We start from the raw sequence: 23,661 nt of genomic DNA, 5'->3' as shown, positions 1-23,661 counted from the left end.
CTTAATTCAATTTAAGGAGGTTATGCCGATGAAAATAAAACCATTTCTATTCAAAATGTTAGTAATGTCAGAGTTAACAAACTAACTATTTTATTGTGAAATTATTTTGAGATTTACTTTCGCTGGGTAAATCGCCAATTCTCATTCGTTATCCTCTTTAATTTTGAATTTTTATATGTCCCTACAAAATCTCGCTGAAACCATAACCACTTCACACTAATTCGCCTCCAAATAGTGTGGGGCAACGGTGAGAGTCCGTTGCCCCCCTCGAATTAACCTTAAATTATTCGAGGCACCACATTATGGAGGGTAATTAGAATGAGTAATTGGTATGGAACAGCGAATTATGTAATTGAAGTGTTAGTATTTCTAGTAGGAGCCTTCGGTATGAAAGTTTTCCCTTGGCTTCAGGGAGTCATTGCAACTCTTGATCCTACGTTATTTGGAATTATTGGCACTTCCTTGACGGGAATCATTTTATTATACTTTCTAAGGAGAAAATAAAAGTTCCCAAATTACAGGTAGAGAGGAGAGCTGATCACTCTCCTCTTTGCTTTTATCTATATGCAGAAAACGACTTATTAGCTAAGATGAACGTAAAACAAAGACAGCCCTCCAAATTGCTACATCTCGTAGGTTAAAATGGATAGTGTAGTATAAACCAAACCATTTCAGAGCTACATAGCAAAGGAGAGCTGATACTATGCAGTCTACCACAAAATTCGTCGGTTTAGATGTATCCAAAGAAAAAATTTCGGTTGCGATTGCAGATGTGAGCGGGGAAGCTCCACGCTATTACGGAACCATTCCCCACACACCGGCAGCGTTACGCAAGCTTATCAAAGAGCTGGGAGAGGCCGAAACGCTATCGTTTTGCTACGAGGCAGGACCCACAGGTTACGAAACCTATCGCTGGATCACCTCCATGGGGGCCCACTGTGTCGTCATTGCTCCATCGCTCATTCCCAAACGCCCCGGCGACCAAGTGAAAACAGATCGACGGGATGCCGAGCAACTCGCGCGTTTGTATCGTGCAGGAGAGCTCACTCCCGTTTACGTCCCCGAACGGGAAGATGAGGCTCTGCGAGAATTGGTTCGCGCCCGTGAAGCTGCCAAGGAAGATGCCCACCGGGCTCGTCAGCGGATCTTGAAATTCCTGCTTCGTCACCAGATTGAACCACCCGCCACCATAAAGCGTCGCTGGACCAAGAAGTATCGCGTCTGGTTAGGGCAGCTTACGTTCCCGTATGAGTCCATGCACGTGGCATTCAGCGAAATGCTTCATACTTTGGATGAGATCGAGCAACGCATGGGGCGCCTAGAAAAAGCACTGGTCCAGCAAGCTGCGACCGGTTCTAAGGCTTCTCTGATCCAAGCTCTTCAGTCCCTACGGGGGATTGGATTGCTTACAGCCATTACCCTTGCGGCTGAAATCGGAACCTTTGCGCGTTTTCGCTCCCCTGCGCAACTGATGGCGTACTTGGGACTGGTCCCTCGTGAGTATTCCACGGGCCTAAGTACTCGCCGCGGCAGCATGACCAAAGCCGGAAATGGCCGCTTACGACGGACTTTGGTGGAGTCCGCTTGGAGTTACCGTCACCGTCCTGCCGTAAAAGGGGATCTCGCTAAGCGATTAGATGGTATGCCCGCCGACGTACAGCTGTTGTCCTGGAAGGCGCAAGAAAGATTGCATTACAAATACCGTCATCTTGTGTTTGGAAAGAACAAGCACAAGAATGTGGCCGTCGGTGCGGTGGCCCGGGAATTGATTGGGTTCATATGGGCGGTTGCTCGAACCGTGGAGCAGCCAGCAGCCTCCTAACGCCTTTGGACGATGAAGGACGCAGGGGACGTTGCCCCCTGCACCCCCACACTCGCCGTGTGGCGTTCCTCATCTTCGATGAGGATTTGGAAAAGTGTTGAATTGTACCCCACCGCTTGTCAAGGAAGACGCTTGACAAGCTCACGCCGGAGCACGAGGCCCGGGAGCAAACGAAGGTTCAGGAGAGAATTTGCGTAGTCCGTTTGCACTAGGTTTTGAAAGAAACTGAACGTGCGTTTCTAGCTTGCAAGGGCTCTCCCTGACGAAGGCATAACATGTGGTAACCAACCCACGGATAGCAGCGTGCCGACCGTCGCTCGCATTTTTGCTCTCGCGCCACGTGCTCAGGCAGATTTAAAACCGAGGGCTTGACAAAAACGTTCATAGCAATGGACTTGTGATGCCATCTCTCTAAAATTCACCTCGATGTCATATTCTCTAAGATATAGCCCCTTTCCATAATAATTTCTGAGGAAATTATGAATTATTAATAGCAAACTAGTAGAGTTGCCCTGAAATCACTCTATATAATCTTAAATGTAGAGTGATGTAAAAAGATACTGAATAGTCTGATCTCATCTAGCTTTCTTTTGATAGAAACACGGATATAAGCATCCCCAATCGCCCAAAACAACCCCACCCCTCACACGCTGCCTCCGCATCCACTGGGTCGCTACCCACTTCTCACCGCGAACCACCGGGACGCTGCTGTGCAAGGTCAAGTTGTTGAGTTCTTGTTGACGGTAGAAGTATTCGAAGTACAGGGCAGACCCGCGCTCGGGTTTGACCTCTAGATCCAACAAGGGAAAGACGGTCTCTCCTCCTGCCTCCACATCGTTCAAGTAGATGATCAGGGTGCTGATCCGATTGTTCTCTGCGGAGGGGCTGTTCGGGCCGAAAAAGTCATAGTGGGCTTGGTATTCTTGGCCTGGGCTGTAGTGGAGGATTTGCAAGCCTTCCGCGTGTTCGATGGGTACATTCATCAAGGCGGGGATTCGTTTTTCGATGCGATGGATAAAGGGGTTCTCTTCTTCTTCGAAAAACATCCCGCGGCTCGTGCGGATTTGGCTGGTCACGTTGTTCACGAGTTTGGAGTCTCGCAGTCGGGGAGCGGCTGCCTTAATCAATTGACGGCATTCGTCGTCCGTCAGCAGCCGTTCGAATTTCATGATCAAAGGCTCTTGGTGCAGTACCGTCGCCGCAACGGTACGATCATCGAGCGAGTAGAAGGATTGAATCGGCAAGATGGAAATCTCCTCGCTCATCTCTATCACCTCTACTATTCAGATTTTTGATGGAATTATTATACATCAGCCTAAATTCGCCGAGTATCCCCTTTGTTTGCCGTTCTCCCACGAATCATTCCATCAAACAAAAAATCAACAACCTCGCAGGGTTGTTGATTTTAGCGTGCTTCAGTTCACTTCAAGAGAGCCGCATCCCACTCCCGTTTCAACTCCACAAGGGATTGCTGACGCTTGCTCCGATCCTCACTCACAGCTCTTTAAGAGACCTCATCGATAACCGCACCCAGCGTAATTTCCTCTGGAGACATGATGCGCGAGGAGCAGCAAAGTCTTACAGGACACAACCATCATAAAAATCAATCGCCGCAAATCCTCCACCCACACTTCAACTTGTACGGAATCCCATCTATATACTGGATATAAAATCGGACAAGTACCACGCCGGCACCGGGTTCCTCATCCCGTCAAACCACGTTAAGACATCCTGGGCCTGTTGCTGCATCACGGCGACTTCCGCTTCACCCAAAGGGATCGCCCAAGGAATCGAAGACAACGCATTGTTGCCGATATAGAGAGCCAATAGCTTAAAGAATTCGTCTGGAGGATTCCCATGAAAATACCCGTGAATCTGCCCCGTCGCAAAATGCGGACTGACCTTAGCGCTCCACACGATGCGATTAAACTCCTCCCACGGATCCCCGTAATCCCAGCGATTAAAATCGATGATCCACAGCTCCCCTTCGGGCGAGATGATCATATTCCCCACATGATAATCCCCGTGCTGAAAGCACTGCGGCCTCTCGCTAAGGTAGTGCCGATTCGCTTCAATATAAGTAATGATCTGCTCGTCGCCCTCCATTTTTACACCGCAGTCTTGATATTGCTTGATTTTCCGGTCTACTTTTCGATTAAAAAAGGATTCCCACGGTTCTTGATCCACCGGAGCAGGGATACTGTGAATTTGCCTTAAGATTTGCCCGGCTGTCACGCCAAGATGGTATTGCCTCGTGTCCGTCAGCTTCGGCAATACCGCTTGCGCATCTTCGCCGTCACACCAAGTCAAGAGGGAATAAACACTCTGGCCGTTGTTGCATACTCCAGAATCCACAGGCCGCGACATGGGCACCCCGCTTTCGGCTAATCTTTTCATCATTTCAAATTCATGTTTCTTGTGGTCGTACTGGGAAATATCTGAGATGCGCAGCAGCCATCTCTCGTTGGTGACGGTTTCGATGTAGTATTTTTGGTCGCTCGACCAGCCTTTGGTGATCAGATCGATTTTTTTGAACGTTTCATAACCTTGGATATCCGCAAACACAGAATGCTCCCTCCCCAATCCGCCTAGAATCATTATACCTGATGCCAAAAAAGGCCAACCAATTCTGGTTGACCCGATGATTAATCTAAAGCTAAAACAGCATATTCACAAACAAACCGCTTCCGTAGGTTGGCATCGTGATTTGAATCGAGGACTGGTAGATCGCGAATTGTTGTAACTGACGAGCCGTCTGGTTCATCAGGCTGCTGGCCGGCACGGTATTGAATCTTTCCATAGCTAAGGCTAGACGGTAAGCCAGGCCGACATGGCTGCTAATTGCTCGCGTGGTTTGATCGAAATTTAAGCTCAAATTCTTTTTGAACTGTTCTTCATCCAGCTGGAGTAAGCCGTCGCCGTCACGATAGAGGCCGAGTTGCTCATAGGTCGGGGAATCGACTAAGAAATCCAAGCTTTTTCGGATAGAGGGGTTCAAGATCCCGCCAGCTTCTGTCAGACGACCCACCATGGCATTGTAACTCGATATCAACTCACTCACTTGTGAGATGATTTTATCGACATTCGGATTAACCTGAATCCTCACCGTTTCCATCGATGGAGCCAGAAGTGTTACCGTCACTTTGTCCTTCTCCAGCTCAATTGTGTTCGACTGAGACGTTTGAATTGCACCGCCGTTCACACTGTATGAGGCATTAGACGCAATTTGGGTTGCATTCCGTACGCCTGTTGCTGACATCGCATTGCCGATAACGTCTTCAACCTCGAAAGCCTGATCCGTTCCGGTTTGGTCACTGCATAATTCTAGCTTCAGGTGGCCCGTATCCGCATCTGGGACCATCGTTGCAGTGATCCCTGTCTTTGCTGCATTGATCGCCTCTTGTAACTTGCTCAGCGCTTGATCATTCGTATCGTGCTCAACGATCACCACCGATAGCTTGGTCGTCTTGCCGCCAAGAGCAATGGTGAATTCATTCACCCCTTGGCTTACGACGGATGCACTTGCTCCTGACAATGAGGTTCCGCTGTTCTTTTGAGGGGTTGCAATCGCTTTCAACTTCACTTCATAGGTTTGCCTTGCAGCTCCAGCCGATGCCATTGCAATAACCAGGCTGCTGTTCGAGGTTTCCACCGTTCTTGCTTCGAATAATGGATTATTCCGCAGCATCAATTTTTTTGCCGCTTCTTGCACTCTGTATGTAGATTTCAAGAAGTTAACAATTCCGGTTGCCGCTGTCTTGAAATATTGCACATAATGCATGCTTGGTGAGATGAGCCTGGACAATAAAGACGAACTTTCACTCATTCTATTGGAGGATTCAACATTCATGGCTGCCGTTCCGCTCGTCGAATCGATCAAGCTATACGAGTCGTTCGATAACATTCATCCATCACTCCCTTTATCATGGAACTGTAAAGTTTATTCTGGATGCATGGTCCCGCTTCGCACGATGATTCGACACTTTTCCTCTTATTTTATCTCCGAATTATCGCCGATAGTTGAAGTTTAAAGAAAACTTTAACTTCGCATGTGATTAGAATTATTGCATCTTCTCCAAGCCTTGGCAAGTCCACGGCATGACAGATATGACTTTTATTATGACAACGGTCACTATGTAGATATGACATGACTTTGATACTCTTGGAATGCAGCCACTCATGCGGTTGTATTCTTAAGAGAAGGTGTGATTAACATATTTTCCTCCCTGAAAGATTCAACTAAATCCATTGTATTTATTCTGCTCGTCTTGCTTCTGGCGGTTGGTTTCAGCTTCATCCCTCATATGAATACCTTTGCTTATATGATGACGCCAACGATTGCAGTGCTCATCATGATGTTGATCGTGACGCGTGACGGTTACCGTAAATCAGGCTGGAAAAAGCTTGGTTTGCATAAGCTCGGTTTCAAAAGTTGGGGATTTGCGCTGGTCATTCCAATCATCCCGTTGGCTGTGGGATTTGCCGTCGCCTATGCGGCGAACCTATCCTCCTTCGAGCCTGGAAGTGACTTTGAAGGCTTCAGTTGGCCTGTATTTCCGCTGCTCATTGTCTTCTTATACATCAAGTCGGTGTTAACCCAATCCATGGGCGAAGAACTCGGCTGGCGCGGGTATCTGCTGCCGACCATGCTTGGATGCATGAGCCGAAAAAAGGCGATGTTACTTCACGGAGCCGTCCACGGGGTATGGCACTTCCCGTTAATTCTCAACACGGAAGCGTACCACTCCGGTGAGAATCTCTGGCTCCTGCTGCCCATGACCGTGCTCAGCACGATCTTTCTTGGCCCCGTGATCGGCGAAATTCGCATGCGGACCGGCAGTGTATGGACCTCCTCGATGATCCACACTACGCATAATTTAGTATGGCTCATTTTTGCCGGAGTGACGGTCGAGCATCAAGAAGCCGCAAAATATATCAGCGGGGACATGAGCCTCTTCGTTATTCTGTTCTACGCTGGACTGACATTCTATATGTGGAGACGGGGAAGAGCGTCTCACAATTGATGCCCATATAGCAAAAAACCACAACCATGAGGTTGTGGTTTTCCAAAATGGAGGCGAGGGGAGTCGAACCCCTGTCCGAAGATAACGCCACATAGGTTTCTACGGGTGTAGTGACAGATTTGATGTCACCCGGGAGGCCGCCCCGTAACCGGCTTCCTCCCGGGTCAGCCTGATTGTCTTCTTCAGCTAGCCCCAGGCGGAGACTAGACAGCGTATCCCACTAAAGTTGAGCCCTTAGCCCGCCACATGGGCGATGGAGGGTAAGAGCCTGGAGGCCGTTATTAGGCGGCCAGAGCCAGAGAAGGTAAGATTACTAGATCAATTCCATTATTTTATTAGTTATAATACGATTGATCTCCCTAAGGTTCTCAATGTTCTCTACATTGATCTCCATAAGTTCTTGTATTTCTTTTTGAGGTAATGATTTTATATTACCTTTAGATTCTAATTCCTTAACAAATTTATTCACATAGTAGCTTACATATTGTTTTTTTTCCTCATTGTTCAATGGCTGGAACTCACAAACCAAATCCAGACGTGATTGCAACTCTGGTGGTATAATTTGATAAAATTTATTTTCGTCGAGATTGGATGTAAATATGATAATATATCCATTTAAGTCAAATTCACGTGAGACAGAATCGGTAAATTTCCCGTCTTCAAGTAGTTCAAGGAAGAAGTTAAATATTGGAGAATTAGCCTTTTCAAATTCATCACAGAGTATAACACCTGCCTTGCTTTTATTCACTTTAACACTTAATTCACCGTCTTCTGAACCTATATATCCTTTAGGGCTACCTATTAAACTATTCAATGCTTCTTTACTACTATAGTTACCAAAATTTATTTTAGTGAATGGAGTATCTTCCTTTAATTCATTCTTTAAGATGGTTGCAAATTCAGTTTTGCCCAACCCAGAAGGACCTAAAAGAAAAATGGATAGTATCTTTTTTTTGTTTATCTTATTTAATATGAGAAAATTTCTTAAAACTGTCTTAAAATGAGATTTAAACTTCTCATGACCAAATAATTCGTTGCATACACGATCCTGTATACGATTTAATCTCTCCTCATCTAAATCAATAACTCTTATTAACCGATCATCAGCTGTTTCAATTATTGTATCATCATCTTTAAAATCCTCTATAACTTCTCTAATTTCTCGTGAATGTTTAAATGTTAATTGAAATGCTTTTAATGCCGCCTCCACTTGATCGTCTCTTATAATAAATACGCCATTCTCTAATGTGTCAAAATATTGTTCAGAAAAATAGATCAATTGAGGGTTACTTGTAATCGCCTGTATTAATGAAGTAATATCAATATATAGAATGCTTCCTTTGGAATTAAAGTCCTTAAGCTCACTACTAGAGTTTAACCTGCTAAAACTTACTAACGGGATGCTATTTTTATCTAGATATTTTATTATTTCATCAAATTGCTCTATACGATAACTATATAAGATTTTTCTTTGGTTGATAGCTTTAATAGTAACAATTTTTTCTTCTAAGGCTTCATCTGCAGAATCAAAATATGGAACTTCTGTACAGAATATAGTGTTAAATGATCTTAATGCAAATTCAACCAAATCTTTCCTTATAATTACTTTATCTGATTCATCTAGATATTCAAAATTAATGGACGCACTATAAATATCTGAAGGATTTTTCATTAGATATAAAACAAGATTAGATATGTCTATAGTCATATTTTTATTTACTCTTAACAACTCGTGCGTCTCTTGAAACCTAAATGCAATAACTTCTTCGTCTTGTTCCTCCAATTGTTTATAAATTTTATTAAACTCGCTTAAATCTTTGTAGGTATACAACTGATATCTTGTCAAGTTTCTCACCTATTTTCTGCGAAAACGAAATATTGACTTGTACCAAGGAACTTTCACCTTAGTTAGTTGCTCCTGAAAAAGTCGATTTTCAAAAATAGTTTCGGGTTGCTGGCTGGGTTGTGAGGGGGAACTTTCCCTAATGATCGGTTTCCATGTTAGTTTTGGAGCATTTTTGCCGCTCTTTGCAGGTTGTGGGTCAGAATCCCGAAGCCGACCCAGCATTTTGAGCCGACAAAGCCCCGATACCTGCTGCGGTTCAAACCGTACTTCCGCTTGAGAAGACTAATCTTCGCTTCTCCAGCTGCACGGTAACGCTGCAAGTCTTTGAACCATAATTCGTTTTCGTACTCGGATCGGGCAATGCCTTTTTTGCCCTTTCGCGGCAAGCTAGCTCGCTTCACACCAAGTTCGGTAATGGCCGTTTCGTTCTTCTTGCTTGAGAAACCGCGGTCGGTCGCTACAGCTTGCGGCGCTTTGCCGAATTGCTTGATATGCGCCTGTACAGCGGGAACGAGCAGTTCATCATCCGAGGGGTTCCCCTCGTAGACAGCGTAGCCGGTCACAAAGCCGCTTTCCGTCTCGTCGATTCGCACCTTGTAGCCGAACTCAGTTCCTTTGGCCAGCTTACCTTTCTTAATCGGTCTTGCTTCCGGGTCAAAGAAACTGACGATCCGATCTGCGATGATTCGATTGCCGGAAACGACCTGTTTGGCTTGTTCCAACAACTTGCCGGTTAGCGTGACCGCCTCGGTCAGTTTGGTTTTACTTTGTCGAAGAGCAGCTTTGCCCTTGTCTTGCAGTTTCTCGATAACGGCTTGCGCCTTGTTCACAACGTTCTCGGCTACTTCGATTACGCTCCCAGTGATCCGGTCAACTTCTTCCCAAGATTCACGGGTGCGGCGACGTAGAACTTTCGCGATGGACAGAATCTTTTCCTTGATTTCTGCCGTACGATCTTCAAAGCCTTGAACAGTGTGGGAGGCGACTTTCCGGATTTTCTGAATCGTTCGAGTGATGACTTTTACGCCATCTTGCAACAGCGTAGCGTCTGTCGGGTGATGGATGTCGGATTCCACAACCGTCGTATCCGTGCGCAATTTGCGGGTTTTCAGAACGGCTTTTTCCTCACACTGCTTTACGAGTGCGGCATTGATGTCTTCGACGATCTTGTCGCCGTAGCGTTTGCGGGCATAGATGAGCGTAGACGGGTCGGGCATCGGTTCGTCGATGGCAAACCGGCAGAACATTCGCCATGTGATGCTGTCACCGACTTCCTTCACGAGTGACTCGTAGCCCAAATTGTATTTATGCTTCAGGACCATAAGACGGATGTACTTTTCAATTGCAAGCGTAGGACGGCCGCTTTTCTTGCCTTTCGGGTGCAACTCAGTAAACGGTTGAAGAAAACGGTCGTCGTCCAGTAATTGATCTATGATTGCAAGCTCGACCGGCAACTTTCTAACAGATTCCGGGAGAATGGCATCCCAGATGGTCAATTGCTCGTCTCGAAGTTTCAACATTTTCTTCACCTCTTGGAAGGATTCCCGAGGGCTTCTGTTGAACTCCTATAGCAAAGGAATTCTTCCCTCGGGGTGTGGAACTTTGTTATCTCGTCAATAACAATTTCCATTTTGAGGTGCTGAATTCCTTTTAATTATGCTCAAAACACCCTGACTTTTTCAGGGGAAACTAGTTAGAGGTGCTTGTTTAAAATGAACGTCCTGAATAATAGCAATAATATCAATAAATTTATAAGACTTATCTGAAAATGCCAGTGGTTGTGACCCAGTCTCAACAGGATAAGAACTTTGAATTACTTTTTTCTCTTCTTTTGGCTGTTGTATTCCCAAATTATATAAATAGTTGAACGTATTAGTATTAATAAATTTTTCCGTAACTTCTCCCTTATAAACCCCAATAACAGAAACACTACCAATCAGCAAATCATCAACATTGTATTTACTTTCAAATTCATTATTAAATTCCATAGGTATTTTTATTACAATTTCCTCATCCGAGTTCTCTAATCGTCCACATAGAATATATGAGTAGTCTTGTAACATAGATGATATTAAATTGTTTATTTCCATTCCCTCAACCCTAAAACCCTTTAAAGCATCGCTTCTCAATATCTTGAACTGCCTTAGATTCTCTTCGTTTAGAATTCTAAGTTTCACCTTATCAAGTTTCACCAAATCTCCTTCAACACATTTTAAAATATCATTGGTAAATGAACATTTTTCATAAATTCGTCTAAGCAATATGGACTTTGTTGTCTTTACATCAAGGGATTCGATCATTTTTGATGATTGCGTGTTTTTTTCACTTATCTCGCTACCTAATACTGATTTGATTTTAGCTAAATACTCCTTACTCCCTGCCTCTGATTCAATATTTGAATGTATTTTCTTACCCTTTTCCAACTGCGTACTATTCTCTCGTTGTATAGATGAAATCATAACATTATTGATCATCATGGATATTTCGTATACTTTTGAAAAATTAATATAATAGATATTAAACGCACTATTTGTCATGTTATTATCCGATGCCACACTTAATTTTTTCTTATCACTCACTGTAGATTCCCTCATTCTACTTAATCGTTTTCAAATTGATATATTTAGATTATCTGGACTCGATTACTGTAACAGATCGATAAATTAAAAACAGGGGGCGAGAAGGGTTTTTAACCCATCCCGCTGTACTATATGCAAGTATTTCCACATGATCTGACAAATTCCTGCTTTTTTCATCAAGGCTTTACCATTCAGCGACTATCGTTTTCTCATAGACTTCAACACCCTCAAAACTGAAGCGGATCGTCAAGAACATTTTTTTCGTCTCCCGCTGAATGAACAGCTTCGAAATGAACTTCCCGGCGAGTTGATGTAACATCTGCGGATTGGCTACCTCATCATCCAATAGACTAATAAAAGTCTGAATGTCATATTTAAGAGATGCAATATATTCGTCGGGCAAATCAACCGTCGTAATACCTTGAGCAAGAGCTTCGTACTCCGTCATCTTCAAATGTAACTCCTGATTCATCTCGTCCAGCGTCTCTTGATGGTATGGCTTTCCTTTTCCCAATTGTATGTCCGCTTCGATGGCTTTAACCTTTTTCTTCAGAAAGCTGATCTCAGCCTCCAGATTCGATTGTTGGACAATTAGATGCTTATTTTTGTCGTTATGGTACAAACGGATTTCATCTGCCAAATAATTGTCCATCGACAACCTCAACAACGTGGTACGCAATTTATTTGCAACCAATTCTTCAACCCGTTCTTTCCGCCAACCAACATAAGGACAAAAATCTTTTCCCTTCCTTAAATAGCCGCCGCAAGTGTAGTAGCGTTGTCCTCCGCTCTTTGTTCGTGTTGAAGCTGAATTGCCAACCATTTTAGTGCCGCACTTGTCACAGACCATTACTCCTCGAAGCCAGAACGGAGACGCCGGCTTTGAACCAAACGGCTTATGAGTTTCTCCGCCGCCATTGTGCCGCTTCTTGGCGATCTCTTGGCACAGGTCAAACAATTCCTTGGAGATCAAGGCTGGATGAGCATTCTCAGTGATAATCCATTCTGAACGGTCTCTCCATTTCTTGCCCTTGGTCTGATAATCCTGTTTGTTCCACACCTTGCGGCCAATATAAGATTCATTGTAGATGATTGTACGGATCGTGCTTGCCGACCACGTACCGCCTTTTTGCGATGGAATCTTTCGCTCATTCAGTTCGGACGCAATTTTATGATATCCCTTATTCTCGTAGGCGTACTGATTGAATATCCACCTCACAACATCCACTTCTTCACGCGGCCCCGGAACCCATACAGCTTTGGTTTTCTGATTCCCGAGAGCAATATGTTCAGTCCGGTATCCATAAGGCGGTGTGCCGCCATTGTTGTAACCTTGCTTGGCATTCTGTTCCATACCCTTCCGTACTTCAGTAGCCAGGTTTGCATTGAAAAATTCGGAGATAACTTCAAGCATGCCTTCAAGCAATAAATCCTGCGGTGTTTCCGCCTCTGTCTGCTCGGTAACAGAGATTACCTTTACTCCGAATTGGTTCAACAACGCTTTGTAGATCACATGATCGTCACGTTTCCGCGAAAACCGGTCAAATTTATGCACGACAACCGCATCAAAGGGGCGATTCGGACGCTTTGCCAGAGCGATCATCTTTTGAAATTCAGGGCGATCATCAGTCTTGGCTGATTTGCCTTTCTCGATAAATTCGTTAACGATGACCCAACCCTTGAGCTGGCAATACTGCTGAATGGCCTTAATCTGTGCCGGGATTGACAATTCCTTGTCAGCTTGACGTTCCGACGATACACGGGCGTAAATAGCAACTTTCATGAGTGAATATCTCCTTTGTATAGTGATTTTGGGGCATAAAAAAAGCAGGTACACCGATGTGAAACCAGCATACCTGCGAATCTGCTTACAGTTTATTTTTGCTTCCGCATCATCAAGGATGCTTGGGCGGCATTCCATAGTTTTTCATCAATAATTGCTGGATGTGCATTTTTCATAACGATCCACTCATCCGCTGGATTTATTGTTCCGTTAGCAACCGATTTTTTGTTCCATACGCGATGACCCAAATAAACTTGATTACCAAGTATGGCGAGTATCGTCGATGGTCTCCAGCGGTGTCCTTCCGGCACTCCTTGCAAATTCAATTCACGGGCAATACGTTTGCCTCCCATTCCTTCTGCCGCCATCCGGAACATTTGCCGGACTAATCTTACTTCTTCATCCGGACCAAACACGTACGTGACCTTACTTCCCCGCTGGACACGGCGATAGCCAAACGGCACTCTTCCGCCGCAATGGAATCCCTGTGCCGCGTTCTCACGCATTCCCTTTAGTGTCTCATGCTTAAGATTGACGTTATAGAATTCACTAATGACTTCCAACATACCTTCGAGCAGAACGCCGTGGGGCGTGTCTGGCTCTGTAGGTTCTGTTGCCGATACAACAACAATACCCTGCTTCTTTAGCAGGGCTTTGTAGACAACGTGATCCGCTCGGTTGCGGCTAAAGCGGTCAAACTTGTGAACGAGAATCACTTCAAAATTCTTGTCCGGCTGTTGAGCGGCGGCGATCATCCGTTGGAAATTCGGCCTGTCTGCGTTTTTTGCCGACTTCGCCTCATCCACAAATTCATCGATGATATTCCATCCGCGTTCATCCGCATATCGTTGCAGTGCTTCCCTTTGAGCGGGAATGGACAGTTCACGTTCCGCTTGCTGTTCTGATGAGACTCGAAGATAGGTAACGACATTCATTGCGTTTCTGCTCCTTTCGACATTCATTGATGTATCGAGGACTGAGACGACAACATAACCAACTGCGGTTGAGATTGTTCTACATATCGCATCACTCCCTTCAAGGCTTCCTTTCGTATCTGCAGTAACTGCTGAAAATAGAAAAAGCCCGATCTGCGTGAGATCAGGCCAAAAGAACAGGTATTTAATTCTGAATACTCTTTAGATAGTCTTTACTTCACGGTATCTATGCATCGTATAAAGCCTTATGTATCAAGGGCTTGTACTCTGTTTAACATGCTGTAACGGATGAGGATGTATCTGCATAGAGACCGTGCTATTAAGTTTCTTGCCGCTCCGCTTGTTCAGGGTTACACGATGTATAAGGTCATCCGCTATGCCCAGTTCATTGAAGAGCGGCAGATATATCTTCGCCATGTTATCGATATCGAGCCGTTTCACATCTCCGATAAATTGTACATCGATGTGATACCGCTCATATTGAGGTACGCTTATAATCGGACGTAATTGGGTCGCGAAATCCTTATGATGCGTTTCCTGCAAAACAACAGGCTTGTTGTTGCCATCGTAGTACATGGGCGGCTCCTTTGGAATCACATACACATCAGCAGCAATACGTGCGATTGGGGCCGCCGGTTGTTGAGATGCATCATACAGCCCGACCTCAAGATGATCTAATTTGGAGCGGCCACAGCCGGATGCTGGCTCGTATACTATCTCCGAACTGTTTATTTGGCTGTCGTTGCTCACGATATGTCCATTGAGAGCATCCATAACCGACTTGAGGACATTTAGCAACGGGGAGGCTGGAGAAACATATTTAATAGTTGGAGCGGGTAACTCGCTTATTTTCCGTGCTGACCGTAACTTCACTTTAACTTTGTACTTCCCGTCCGGCAGAGGAAGCTTGATGCCCGCAGATTTCAAGTAGGCTCTGAAGAGCATAGATAATTTCTCTTGAAAGGCCATCACGCTGGTGATTTGATGGCGTGTTACATCGTCTCCCGCCGCATGCACTAATCCCTCTGGCGGCTCGTGGATGATGATCTGAGAATGCTGATCGGTCTCGACCGTTATACTCCCGGTCAAGTAGGTATTGATTTTCTTCGATATCAGATTTGCCGTCATGGAATCATTAAGCCTCCCAACTTGTATTCATCAACTTGTTGCTTGAATATGAATCTTGGCCGCAACACATACATTTGCTTATCGCCTGCTTCGGGCAGATATTTTTCCGTAACGTCTCCGGCGTAAATACTTTCTCCAAATCCCAGTTCTCTGATAATGACCTGTACCGGTTTGAAGAGAGATTTTTCTATAAATGAAACAATTGTGCTCTCGACGTATCTCTTATCCTCTTTCACATCATAACTGAAAGAATCGTGAACGCTTAAATACCAGTTTTTCGAGGACTTGTCCCGATGAAGACGTACAATGTTCGGATCAACGCCGCCGAAATAACGCATCCAAAAATGAGAATACATCAGCATCAATATCTTTAATTTCCGTTCATCCCAATGCGGCTGTTCCCAAATAGGGGCTTTGCCCATAAACCGCTTTGACTTAGATTTCGAGGCAGACAGCATTTTTACTGTAAACAAGTTGGGTGGTAACATGATGAACCCATGGTTATGAGCTTTCAATCCTTCCAGCGTCCTTTCAACGCCTGAGCAACTATAGAATGGAGGGGTTCCACCCGGCAAGTAGTCGGGGGCTGCCAAAACCCTGCGTAGAACCGTCCTGCCTATCTTCTTTTTGGCATTCATAATGAAGTGGTTTCTCTCCAGCCAATCCATCGACTTATTGACAGTGTAAGCACTCATGTTCAATTTTTGTTCGATATGCTGTTTGCCTATAAATATGTCTCCCGGTGTCTGTCCGTCCTTGCCTGTAGAAGCACAATGCATAGATAAATAGATATAAATCTTCAGCGTCTCATCATCGGGAAAATCCGGATAAATATTGGAAATGATCTTTCTTGGCATGATGAACATAGACTGACACTGCACGAAATGAGAAATATTCTGATTTGACTTTACGGTTAGCGGTCAAGGCAACTGTCGATGAATGGCGGCTATTCTATAGAACATATGAGATATTGCCGTGTTACTTTCCCGAAGTGTGGCCGCCTAGAAATCCTGGAGACGCCTACGAGAAAAAAGCGGCAGAGGAAATGCGTGACCGAATCGCACATTTACCTGGGATGGATGAAAATATTGCAGCAACCATTCAAGTCCGCACATTTCACTCTTTTTTGCTTAAAATCATTCGAAAACATGGTGTAACACAAGTCATCTTGAGCGAAACCCGTTACCAGCATATCCTGCTGCAGCGTATGAAAAGGACTTGGAGGACGCTTATCAAACAGAATCGTTACTGTCCCTTATCTTGTTGTTGTTTAGCTTTTTCATAGAGTTTGTTGAGATTTGGCAATTTGCGACTGGTCGAAAGAAGGAGATCTTTGTCAATTGTTGAACTTAATAATAATTAGTTAGCTTTTTACATTCATATGATTTAGTCCTAATGGCTGAGGTGTTATTATGGCTGCAATTGATTTCCGCATAGATAAATGGAAGAAGCGTCTTCTTGATTTGGGCAAGAAAAACAGACTTATCAACTATCGAGAAACCAAACGTTCAAACATCAAGATAGTAGCCCCTGATCTCACTGAATTGTTTAGACTGCTCGTCGTTAATGAAACAGCTTTAAAATTCCCAATCCCATTTGAAGATTTTGATGACGATGAAGACGAAGTTAGTGAACCATATACTTCAAATGGCGATTTACAAACCAATCAAACCATCAAAGAGCAACAGAAAACATTAAGAAATCTTAGAAACAAAGCAAAGACAGCACTTGAAGAGCAAGGTGTCAACATCCTATATCTTTCATTTGGTTTCTTGAGGTGGAAGGAGAACCAAGACTCTGATCAGATCATCACCTCCCCCATCGTACTTGTTCCGGTATCACTTACACTAGAGTCCATTACCTCGCCCTTCGTCCTACGTCTACATGAAGACGAGGTCGTGGTTAACCCAACATTAAAATATAAAATGGAACATGAATTCGGAATTACATTACCTGAATTTGATGCACACGAAGATAGCATTACCGAGTATCTCAACAACCTCAATAAATCTGTTAATAAAAACAAATGGGAAGTTTCTTTTGAGACTGGATTAAGCCTGCTTTCTTTTTTGAAAATAAATATGTACGAAGACCTGGATAAGAACCAGGATAAGATAAAGGCACACCCGGTACTTCTCGGATTGGCTGGAGACAGAGGCCAAATCAAAACACTGCCTGCAGAATTCAATCAGTATGATCACGACAGGAAGACTCGAGCTATTGATACATTTCAAGTCGTTGATGCAGATTCTAGCCAGCAAGACGCCATTCTTTACTCCAAGAAAGGTGTCAGTTTTGTGCTGCAAGGGCCCCCTGGTACTGGAAAAAGCCAGACCATTACAAACATAATCGCTGAGAGTCTTGCTGAGGGAAAACGAGTGCTATTCGTTTCGGAGAAGATGGCAGCACTTGAGGTTGTACACAAACGATTGACGCAAGCAGGCTTATCTGATTTTTGTCTCACCCTACATAGCCATAGAGCTAATAAGAAGGAAGTCCTAAACGATCTTGGAAATACATTGGCTCTTAGTAGATTTAAAGTTCATGATGAGGCAGTCTCCCAACTAGAATTACTTGAAAAGCAAAGGGAAAAATTGAACCGTTATATTACTGAACTTCACACTCCCATCCAGCCTCTCAATCAAACACTATACAGTGTTAATGGGAAATTAGCTAAGTTATACGAAACTCCAGATGTCATTTTCTCCATAGACAATGTAGGCGAAACGACACCGGAGAAGTTGAATAGATATATTTACCTTTTGAATGAACTCTCCAAAACTATCGGAAAAATGACGGAGGACTACGCACTCAACCCATGGAGAAACTGCATAGTCCCCAATGTTTCGCACGAACTTCGGCATGACATTGAAACAAACTTAAGGAAGTTGGCCCCCGCTTTCCACGTACTTGTAGAGAATTTTAATAAAGTTAATAATAACTTCGAACTGAACAGGGATTTGACCCTGGCTGCAACAGAGGATATCCTTGAGATTTTCGATATCTCGGAGAAATCACCAGGAATTCCGATTCATTGGATAACTACTGAAGATATTACTCCGCTTATTCAGCAAGCGGAGAAATATCTTGCAATGAAAAAGGAATATGAAGATTACCAGTCCGAGTTAGATAAAATTTATGATAACGATTACTTCAATCTGCAAGCTGAAAATATAAAATCACTACTCTTATCAAGAGTTGCAACAGTTAAGCCTATATTAAATGAGGATAGTTTCCCAAGTGACAATGATATTTTGAGGTTCGCAAAATCGATCATTAATGAACTGGCTTCCATTTGCGGAAAAATAGAAGCTGCTTCAGCCGCGGCAGAAAGTATTTTTGAAACATTAAAAATTCCTTATAAAAGATCAATCATGGGTTTAGAAGCACTTCATACATTATTGAGCTTAATTCTTCTAAATCCAGGACCTACTGAGGCATGGTTTGACCCTGGTAAATATAATGCTATTAAGAAGTTGTCAGAAGAAGCAAAGAATAAGTACGATCAGATTAACAATCTCACAACATCCATAAGCAGCCGCTTCGATAAAGAGATCTTTGACATTGATTATTCATCTATGCTGAAACGATTCAAGATTGAATACACTTCTTGGTTCAAGGTTTTTAAAAGGAGCTACAGAACAGATAAAAAACAAATTCGTGTTTTGATGAAAGATAATTCTCAGAAGTTCGATGATCAAACCATTATCTCTGTCTTAAACGAATTAAAAGAAATCTCTGATATTCATTCTTGGCTAAATGAAAATGAAAAGATACTTACTCAATTATTGGGGAGCCATTATCTTGGGAAAATGACAGATTGGGGGCTCTTGGATCAATCGTTCAAACAATTCTCAAGCATTCTCAACTGTTTCTCAGGTGAGCCTATTCCTGTTAGCGTTAAAAACTTTCTCGTTGATGGAGAAGCGAAATATCAGGACATTAAAACACGACATGAGAAGCTTGGTATCATAAAAGACCCTGATCTGATTCTTACTCTTCAAAGGATACTGCCAACTACTTCCGATTATAAGAATTTGGATGTATCTGTACTTCTTGAAATGGTTACCGGTGTAATGAATTCACTTCAAGTACTGGATGGATTGTTTACAGAAGTGACTAAGCATAGTCATAAAGAACTTTCATATGACGAAATTATAGATGATCTCTCCAAGTTGGAAATTATTCAGATTATTGATCGCACAATCAATAAGGAGAGCGATAACCTAAAAGAAAACTTCCAGAGTTTCTTCAACGGTAGTATCCAAACTGATTGGGGCTCCATCTTAGGATCATTATCTTGGGCCGGAGATTTTAAGAAGTTACATGAGAAGTATTTATTGCCACCGAACTTTATTGATCGCATTTGTTCTGATTCCTCATATGTTGCAGAGGTCTCTTCTTACAAAAAGATTCTTAAGGATAGCTTGAATCATATACAGAAAGAATGGCGATGGTTTGCAAACCTCTTTGACAATGTAGAGGAGTTACAACGAACAGACTTAACCTCCATCTTATTAAAGATCAGCAAATGTCTAAACAACATATCATCTTTGGAAGAATGGATTGATTTCCGTAACATCAGGGATGAGTGTAAGAAAGAAGGATTGTCGGAGTATGTCCAGAAAGTAGAAGAACTCAAGATCGACAAAGATCTGATAGTCGGTACATTCCTTAAGCGTTTCTATCGACTGTGGGTAGACTCTGTAATCTCACAGTTTCCTGCAGTTAATTCTTTCCGTAGCCGTAGCCACGATGAGATCATACGGGAATTTAATCGCCTCGATATAACTCAACTTTCCTTGGCAAGAACAAGGATAAAAGAACGTCTTGTCTCAAGATTGCCAGATTTGAACATGGCGACAATGGCTATGGATGAGATTGGAATATTAAAGCGTGAACTAGGAAAACAACGCAAAATACTTCCATTACGGAAACTATTCAAGGCGATACCCAATTTATTACTTACTCTAAAACCATGTTTGATGATGTCGCCCCTTTCCGTAAGCTTATTTCTCGATGCAGAGAACTATAACTTTGATGTGGTAATCTTCGATGAGGCATCACAGGTTTGTACTGAAGATGCAATAGGAGCAATTATGAGAGGGAAGCAAGTCATTATTGCCGGAGACAATAAACAGCTGCCACCAACCAACTTCTTTGCCACGAATACTTCAGATGGAGACTTTGATGGCGATGGAGCAGACGATGAAGAATTTGACGATACCGACGCATTTGAGTCTATTCTTGATGAATCCCTTACTGTTCTGCCGGAGCGAACACTAAGATGGCATTATAGGAGTCGCCATGAACACCTGATTGCTTTCTCAAACGCCAAAATTTACAATCATAATTTAATCACATTTCCTTCTCACATTGATAAAGTTCCTGACCACGGAGTTGAGTATATTTATGTTGAGAATGGAGTTTATGATCGTGGCGGTAAGAAATGTAACGTAAAAGAGGCAACACGTGTGGCTGAATTGGTTTATGAGCATTTCCGCAACTACCCTGAAAGATCCCTAGGAGTTGTCACTTTTAGTGAAGCCCAACAACAGGCCGTTGAAACAGCAATCCGTCAATTGCGTCTTCAAAATCAGGAATTTGAAAAATTCTTCAATGAAGATAAAGAAGAAGCGTTTTTCATAAAAAACCTTGAGAACGTGCAGGGGGATGAACGCGATACCATTATCTTCAGCATTGGTTATGCAAAGGATTCAAATGGCATTATGTATATGAACTTCGGGCCTTTAAGCAGATCCGGCGGCTATCGTCGGTTGAATGTTGCAATAACTCGAGCTAAATATAATGTTAAACTTGTTGGATCGATCCGGCCAACAGATATTAAATTGGAGAGCACGAATGCTGAAGGTGTAAAGATGTTACGATCTTATATAGAATTTGCAATGAATGGGCCCGATGCAATTCTTAATGAGCTGACATATTCCGATTCGGTTAACGTTGACTCTCCATTTGAAGAGTCTGTGTATGACTTCTTAGTAAAGAATGGATTTATGGTTGCTACTCAAGTTGGTTGCTCCGGATATCGAATCGATCTTGCCGTTAAACATCCTACGTTAAGTGGCAGGTTCGTCCTTGGAATAGAATGTGATGGAGCTACATACCACTCTGCTAGAACGGCTAGAGAACGTGACAGGTTGCGTCAGACCATCTTGGAGGACATTGGTTGGAAAATCTATCGTATATGGTCAACTGACTGGATTAAAGATCCTATTACAGAAGGTCGTAAATTACTGGATGCTGTCAACAAGGCCATAAGCGAGTACAAGGAAAGCAATGTTAATTCTGGATCAATGCATAAGTTTCAAAGCGAGCTCTTACAGCAAACGATTGGTATCGAAATTATAGAGAACCCCACGGATCTTGGCGAACATACTTACGATAACCCTTATTCCTTTGACTACTATGAAGAAGCTAATGTCTATGAGGTTAAACGTTATTCCGATGATACGACTTATCTTAAGAACGTGATTAAGTATGTTGTCGAAAAGGAATACCCAATCCATTTTGAATTGCTGTGCAAAAGAGTAGCCGGGCTGTTTGGCAATCAAAAGGTAACAGTAAAAGTGAGAGATTCAGTTAACTATGTAATCAGTAAATACCTTACCGATCAGTTGATGAGAAAGGGTGATTTCCTTTGGATTAAGGGAGCTGAAAACATAAAAGCCAGGGTTCCGCTTTCAAATGACGTTGGAGTAAGATCAATCAATCATATTTCCAAAGAAGAGATCGCTGAGGCAATGCTACAAATAGTTAGTAAAAGTTTTGGAATCACTACAAACGACCTTTATTCAGTTACAGCTCGGGTATTCGGATTCAGCAGAACGGGCAGCAATATTAGCAATGCAATGCAACAAGCTTGCGATTATCTCGTTGAATCAGGGGTTGTTAAGAATTCAGGCGGCAAAATTATGTTAGTGTAGAGAAGGAGAGGTTTATATTGCCTCTCCTTTGTTTTTAGTTTACCCATCGATAGATACGGGGATCCTTATCATCAATTAGTTCAACAACCGTTTTTACAAAAATCGACTGAACTGAGAGGGATATAGGTTAGTATAGTCGAACAATCTTCCGCCCGTCAAAACATGAATACCGAACCTTTAAGAATAATAATCAGTTGAGCAAGCCGCGTTCTACTGGATCGGTTGAAGGAGCGAGCCCGTCTATTGGATGACATTAAAAACTGGTATACAGTGTGGCACCACCCCGTACACCATCAGAGATATTTCTTATTCAGAGTCTGAAAAGGCGAAAACCCAATAACCAGGAGGTTTTTAAACCGCCACAATTACCGAAAACGCAGAAAAGACACCTAACGCGGTGTCTTTTCTGATGGTTATGGTGGAGGCGAGGGGAGTCGAACCCCTGTCCGAAGGCAACGCCACACAGGCTTCTACGGGTGTAGTCACGGTTTTGATGTCACCCGGAAGGCCGCCCCGTAACCGGCTTCCTTCCGGGTCAGCCTGATTGTCTTCTTCAGCCAGCCCCAGGCGGAGACTGGACAGCGTAGCCCACTAGAGTTGAGCCCCTATCCTGCCACATGGGCGATGGAAGGTAGGAGCCTGGAGGCCGTTATTAGGCGGCCAGAGCCAGAGTTGGTTGTTTAGCTTTGCCGTTTAAATTTGGCGTTAGCGTTGATAAAGCGGACGCTCCCCACTACCCGCTACCCATGCTCGATCTACCCCCGTCGAATCCAAAAACGCCCCCGAATGAAAAAGGTTTTGGAACATCGGTGCAGCCGGCAAAGGTGTGCTGCTTTGCAGTCACTTTCCTTGTCCGACCAAGGATTAGCGACCGCATTGTTACAATACATAGTATAACACGTTTAAACTGCCTCATGTTTATGGACTTGATGGAAACAGAGGGAACTGAGCAACTGAACTTACCTTGCCACCTTCTGCTTTTCGCGAAGCGCGCGCTGGATATCGCGCTGTGCGTCGCGTTTGGCGGCGGCGTCGCGTTTGTCGTATTGCTTTTTCCCTTTGCCCAGGCCCAGGAGCAACTTCGCGTATCCGTTGCGGATGTAAATCTTCAGCGGCACGATCGTATAGCCTTCCTGTTTGGACAAGCCGAGCAGCTTGTTGATTTGCGCTTTGTGCATCAGCAGCTTGCGCGTTCGCGTCGGGTCGGCCGGATTGAACCGGTTGCCTTGCTCGAACGGGCTGATATGCATGTTGTGGATAAAAATCTCGCCGTTGCGGATCGTCGCAAACGCATCCCCGATGTTCACTCGGCCATTGCGGATCGATTTGATTTCAGTTCCCGTCAAGACCATGCCCGCTTCGTAGGTGTCTTCGATGAAATAATCATGGGAAGCTTTTTTGTTCTGCGCGAGTACCTTGCCTTCACTTTTCTTACCCATGTTCATCCTCCTCCTGAAGCCCCACGGGGCAGTTTACCAGACATTAATTGTATCAACTCCGGCGGTCAAAAGCAAGGATGCGCTGCCGAAAATGAACCCCCGGACTATGAATAATTCCTCCGTAATTCCTACAACAATAACAAGGAGCAAGAAAAGCGCCT

At 43.7% G+C, this 23,661-nt stretch carries 15 protein-coding genes and 2 other RNA genes; 5 read left to right on the top strand and 12 right to left on the bottom strand.

The genetic code is table 11. The annotated features are described in order from the left end of the window. Positions 1 to 318: 318 nt before the first annotated feature. Positions 319 to 504, top strand: coding sequence for a hypothetical protein (locus NSQ80_RS01285; RefSeq protein WP_339301013.1), 186 nt, complete (start codon positions 319 to 321; stop codon positions 502 to 504). A gap of 199 nt (positions 505 to 703) precedes the next feature. Continuing rightward, complete coding sequence (locus NSQ80_RS01280) at positions 704 to 1,822, top strand: IS110 family transposase (protein WP_339301011.1); 1,119 nt, start codon at positions 704 to 706, stop codon at positions 1,820 to 1,822. 575 nt (positions 1,823 to 2,397) lie between these two features. Here NSQ80_RS01280 and NSQ80_RS01275 read toward each other — a convergent pair. The 3 genes from NSQ80_RS01275 to fliD all read right to left on the bottom strand — a co-directional run bounded on the left by NSQ80_RS01275 (position 2,398) and on the right by fliD (position 5,726). Continuing rightward, positions 2,398 to 3,087, bottom strand: a complete 690-nt coding sequence (locus tag NSQ80_RS01275; protein ID WP_339301009.1) for a 2OG-Fe(II) oxygenase — start codon at positions 3,085 to 3,087, stop codon at positions 2,398 to 2,400. Between the two features lie 388 nt (positions 3,088 to 3,475). Next, positions 3,476 to 4,387 (bottom strand): phosphotransferase family protein, encoded by a 912-nt coding sequence (locus NSQ80_RS01270; RefSeq protein ID WP_339301007.1) that lies wholly within the window; start codon positions 4,385 to 4,387, stop codon positions 3,476 to 3,478. A gap of 91 nt (positions 4,388 to 4,478) precedes the next feature. Continuing rightward, a complete protein-coding gene (fliD, locus tag NSQ80_RS01265; protein WP_339301005.1) occupies positions 4,479 to 5,726 on the bottom strand; it encodes a flagellar filament capping protein FliD in 1,248 nt (415 codons plus the stop codon). A 301-nt stretch (positions 5,727 to 6,027) separates the two neighbouring features. On the opposite strand from fliD, the gene NSQ80_RS01260 reads away from it, so the two are divergent. Then, a complete protein-coding gene (locus tag NSQ80_RS01260) occupies positions 6,028 to 6,846 on the top strand; it encodes a type II CAAX endopeptidase family protein (RefSeq protein ID WP_339301003.1) in 819 nt (272 codons plus the stop codon). A 55-nt stretch (positions 6,847 to 6,901) separates the two neighbouring features. Here the strand turns inward: NSQ80_RS01260 and ssrA (NSQ80_RS01255) are convergent. From ssrA (NSQ80_RS01255) to NSQ80_RS01225, 7 genes are all read right to left on the bottom strand, one after another. Further along, positions 6,902 to 7,396, bottom strand: a transfer-messenger RNA (tmRNA) gene (gene ssrA / locus NSQ80_RS01255). Positions 7,397 to 8,847: 1,451 nt separating this feature from the next. Beyond that, the gene (locus tag NSQ80_RS01250; protein WP_019007868.1) at positions 8,848 to 10,212 is read right to left on the bottom strand and encodes an ISNCY family transposase; all 1,365 of its coding nucleotides are present in this window, start codon (positions 10,210 to 10,212) and stop codon (positions 8,848 to 8,850) included. A 159-nt stretch (positions 10,213 to 10,371) separates the two neighbouring features. Next, the gene (locus tag NSQ80_RS01245; RefSeq protein WP_339301001.1) at positions 10,372 to 11,271 is read right to left on the bottom strand and encodes a hypothetical protein; all 900 of its coding nucleotides are present in this window, start codon (positions 11,269 to 11,271) and stop codon (positions 10,372 to 10,374) included. 184 nt (positions 11,272 to 11,455) lie between these two features. Beyond that, on the bottom strand, positions 11,456 to 13,054 hold the full coding sequence (locus NSQ80_RS01240) for a recombinase family protein (protein ID WP_339300999.1): 1,599 nt from the start codon (positions 13,052 to 13,054) through the stop codon (positions 11,456 to 11,458). A gap of 92 nt (positions 13,055 to 13,146) precedes the next feature. Next, positions 13,147 to 13,989: a recombinase family protein gene (locus NSQ80_RS01235; protein WP_339300997.1), complete on the bottom strand. Its 843-nt coding sequence runs from the start codon at positions 13,987 to 13,989 to the stop codon at positions 13,147 to 13,149. Between the two features lie 252 nt (positions 13,990 to 14,241). Then, positions 14,242 to 15,117 carry a hypothetical protein gene (locus NSQ80_RS01230; protein WP_339300995.1) on the bottom strand — a complete coding sequence of 292 codons (876 nt, stop codon included), beginning with the start codon at positions 15,115 to 15,117 and terminating at the stop codon, positions 14,242 to 14,244. After that, the gene (locus NSQ80_RS01225; RefSeq protein ID WP_339300993.1) at positions 15,114 to 15,983 is read right to left on the bottom strand and encodes a hypothetical protein; all 870 of its coding nucleotides are present in this window, start codon (positions 15,981 to 15,983) and stop codon (positions 15,114 to 15,116) included. The genes NSQ80_RS01230 and NSQ80_RS01225 overlap by 4 nt, the downstream gene beginning before the upstream one ends. Before the next feature lie 179 nt (positions 15,984 to 16,162). Here NSQ80_RS01225 and NSQ80_RS01220 point away from each other — a divergent pair, with 179 nt between their 5' ends. Continuing rightward, positions 16,163 to 16,402, top strand: coding sequence for a hypothetical protein (locus tag NSQ80_RS01220; protein ID WP_339302147.1), 240 nt, complete (start codon positions 16,163 to 16,165; stop codon positions 16,400 to 16,402). Positions 16,403 to 16,529: 127 nt separating this feature from the next. Further along, on the top strand, positions 16,530 to 22,061 hold the full coding sequence (locus tag NSQ80_RS01215) for a DUF3320 domain-containing protein (RefSeq protein WP_339300991.1): 5,532 nt from the start codon (positions 16,530 to 16,532) through the stop codon (positions 22,059 to 22,061). A gap of 416 nt (positions 22,062 to 22,477) precedes the next feature. On the opposite strand, the gene ssrA (NSQ80_RS01210) is transcribed toward NSQ80_RS01215, so the two are convergent. After that, positions 22,478 to 22,845, bottom strand: a transfer-messenger RNA (tmRNA) gene (ssrA, locus tag NSQ80_RS01210). Between the two features lie 175 nt (positions 22,846 to 23,020). Beyond that, positions 23,021 to 23,500 carry an SsrA-binding protein SmpB gene (gene smpB / locus NSQ80_RS01205; RefSeq protein WP_036645069.1) on the bottom strand — a complete coding sequence of 160 codons (480 nt, stop codon included), beginning with the start codon at positions 23,498 to 23,500 and terminating at the stop codon, positions 23,021 to 23,023. Positions 23,501 to 23,661 lie beyond the last annotated feature (161 nt).

The organism is Paenibacillus sp. FSL K6-2441 (assembly GCF_037964765.1).
GTDB classification, from domain to species: Bacteria; Bacillota; Bacilli; order Paenibacillales; family Paenibacillaceae; genus Fontibacillus; species Fontibacillus phoenicis.
The sequence above is the reverse complement of the archived record's forward strand: the minus strand, read 5'-3'. Positions and strand labels throughout refer to the sequence as shown.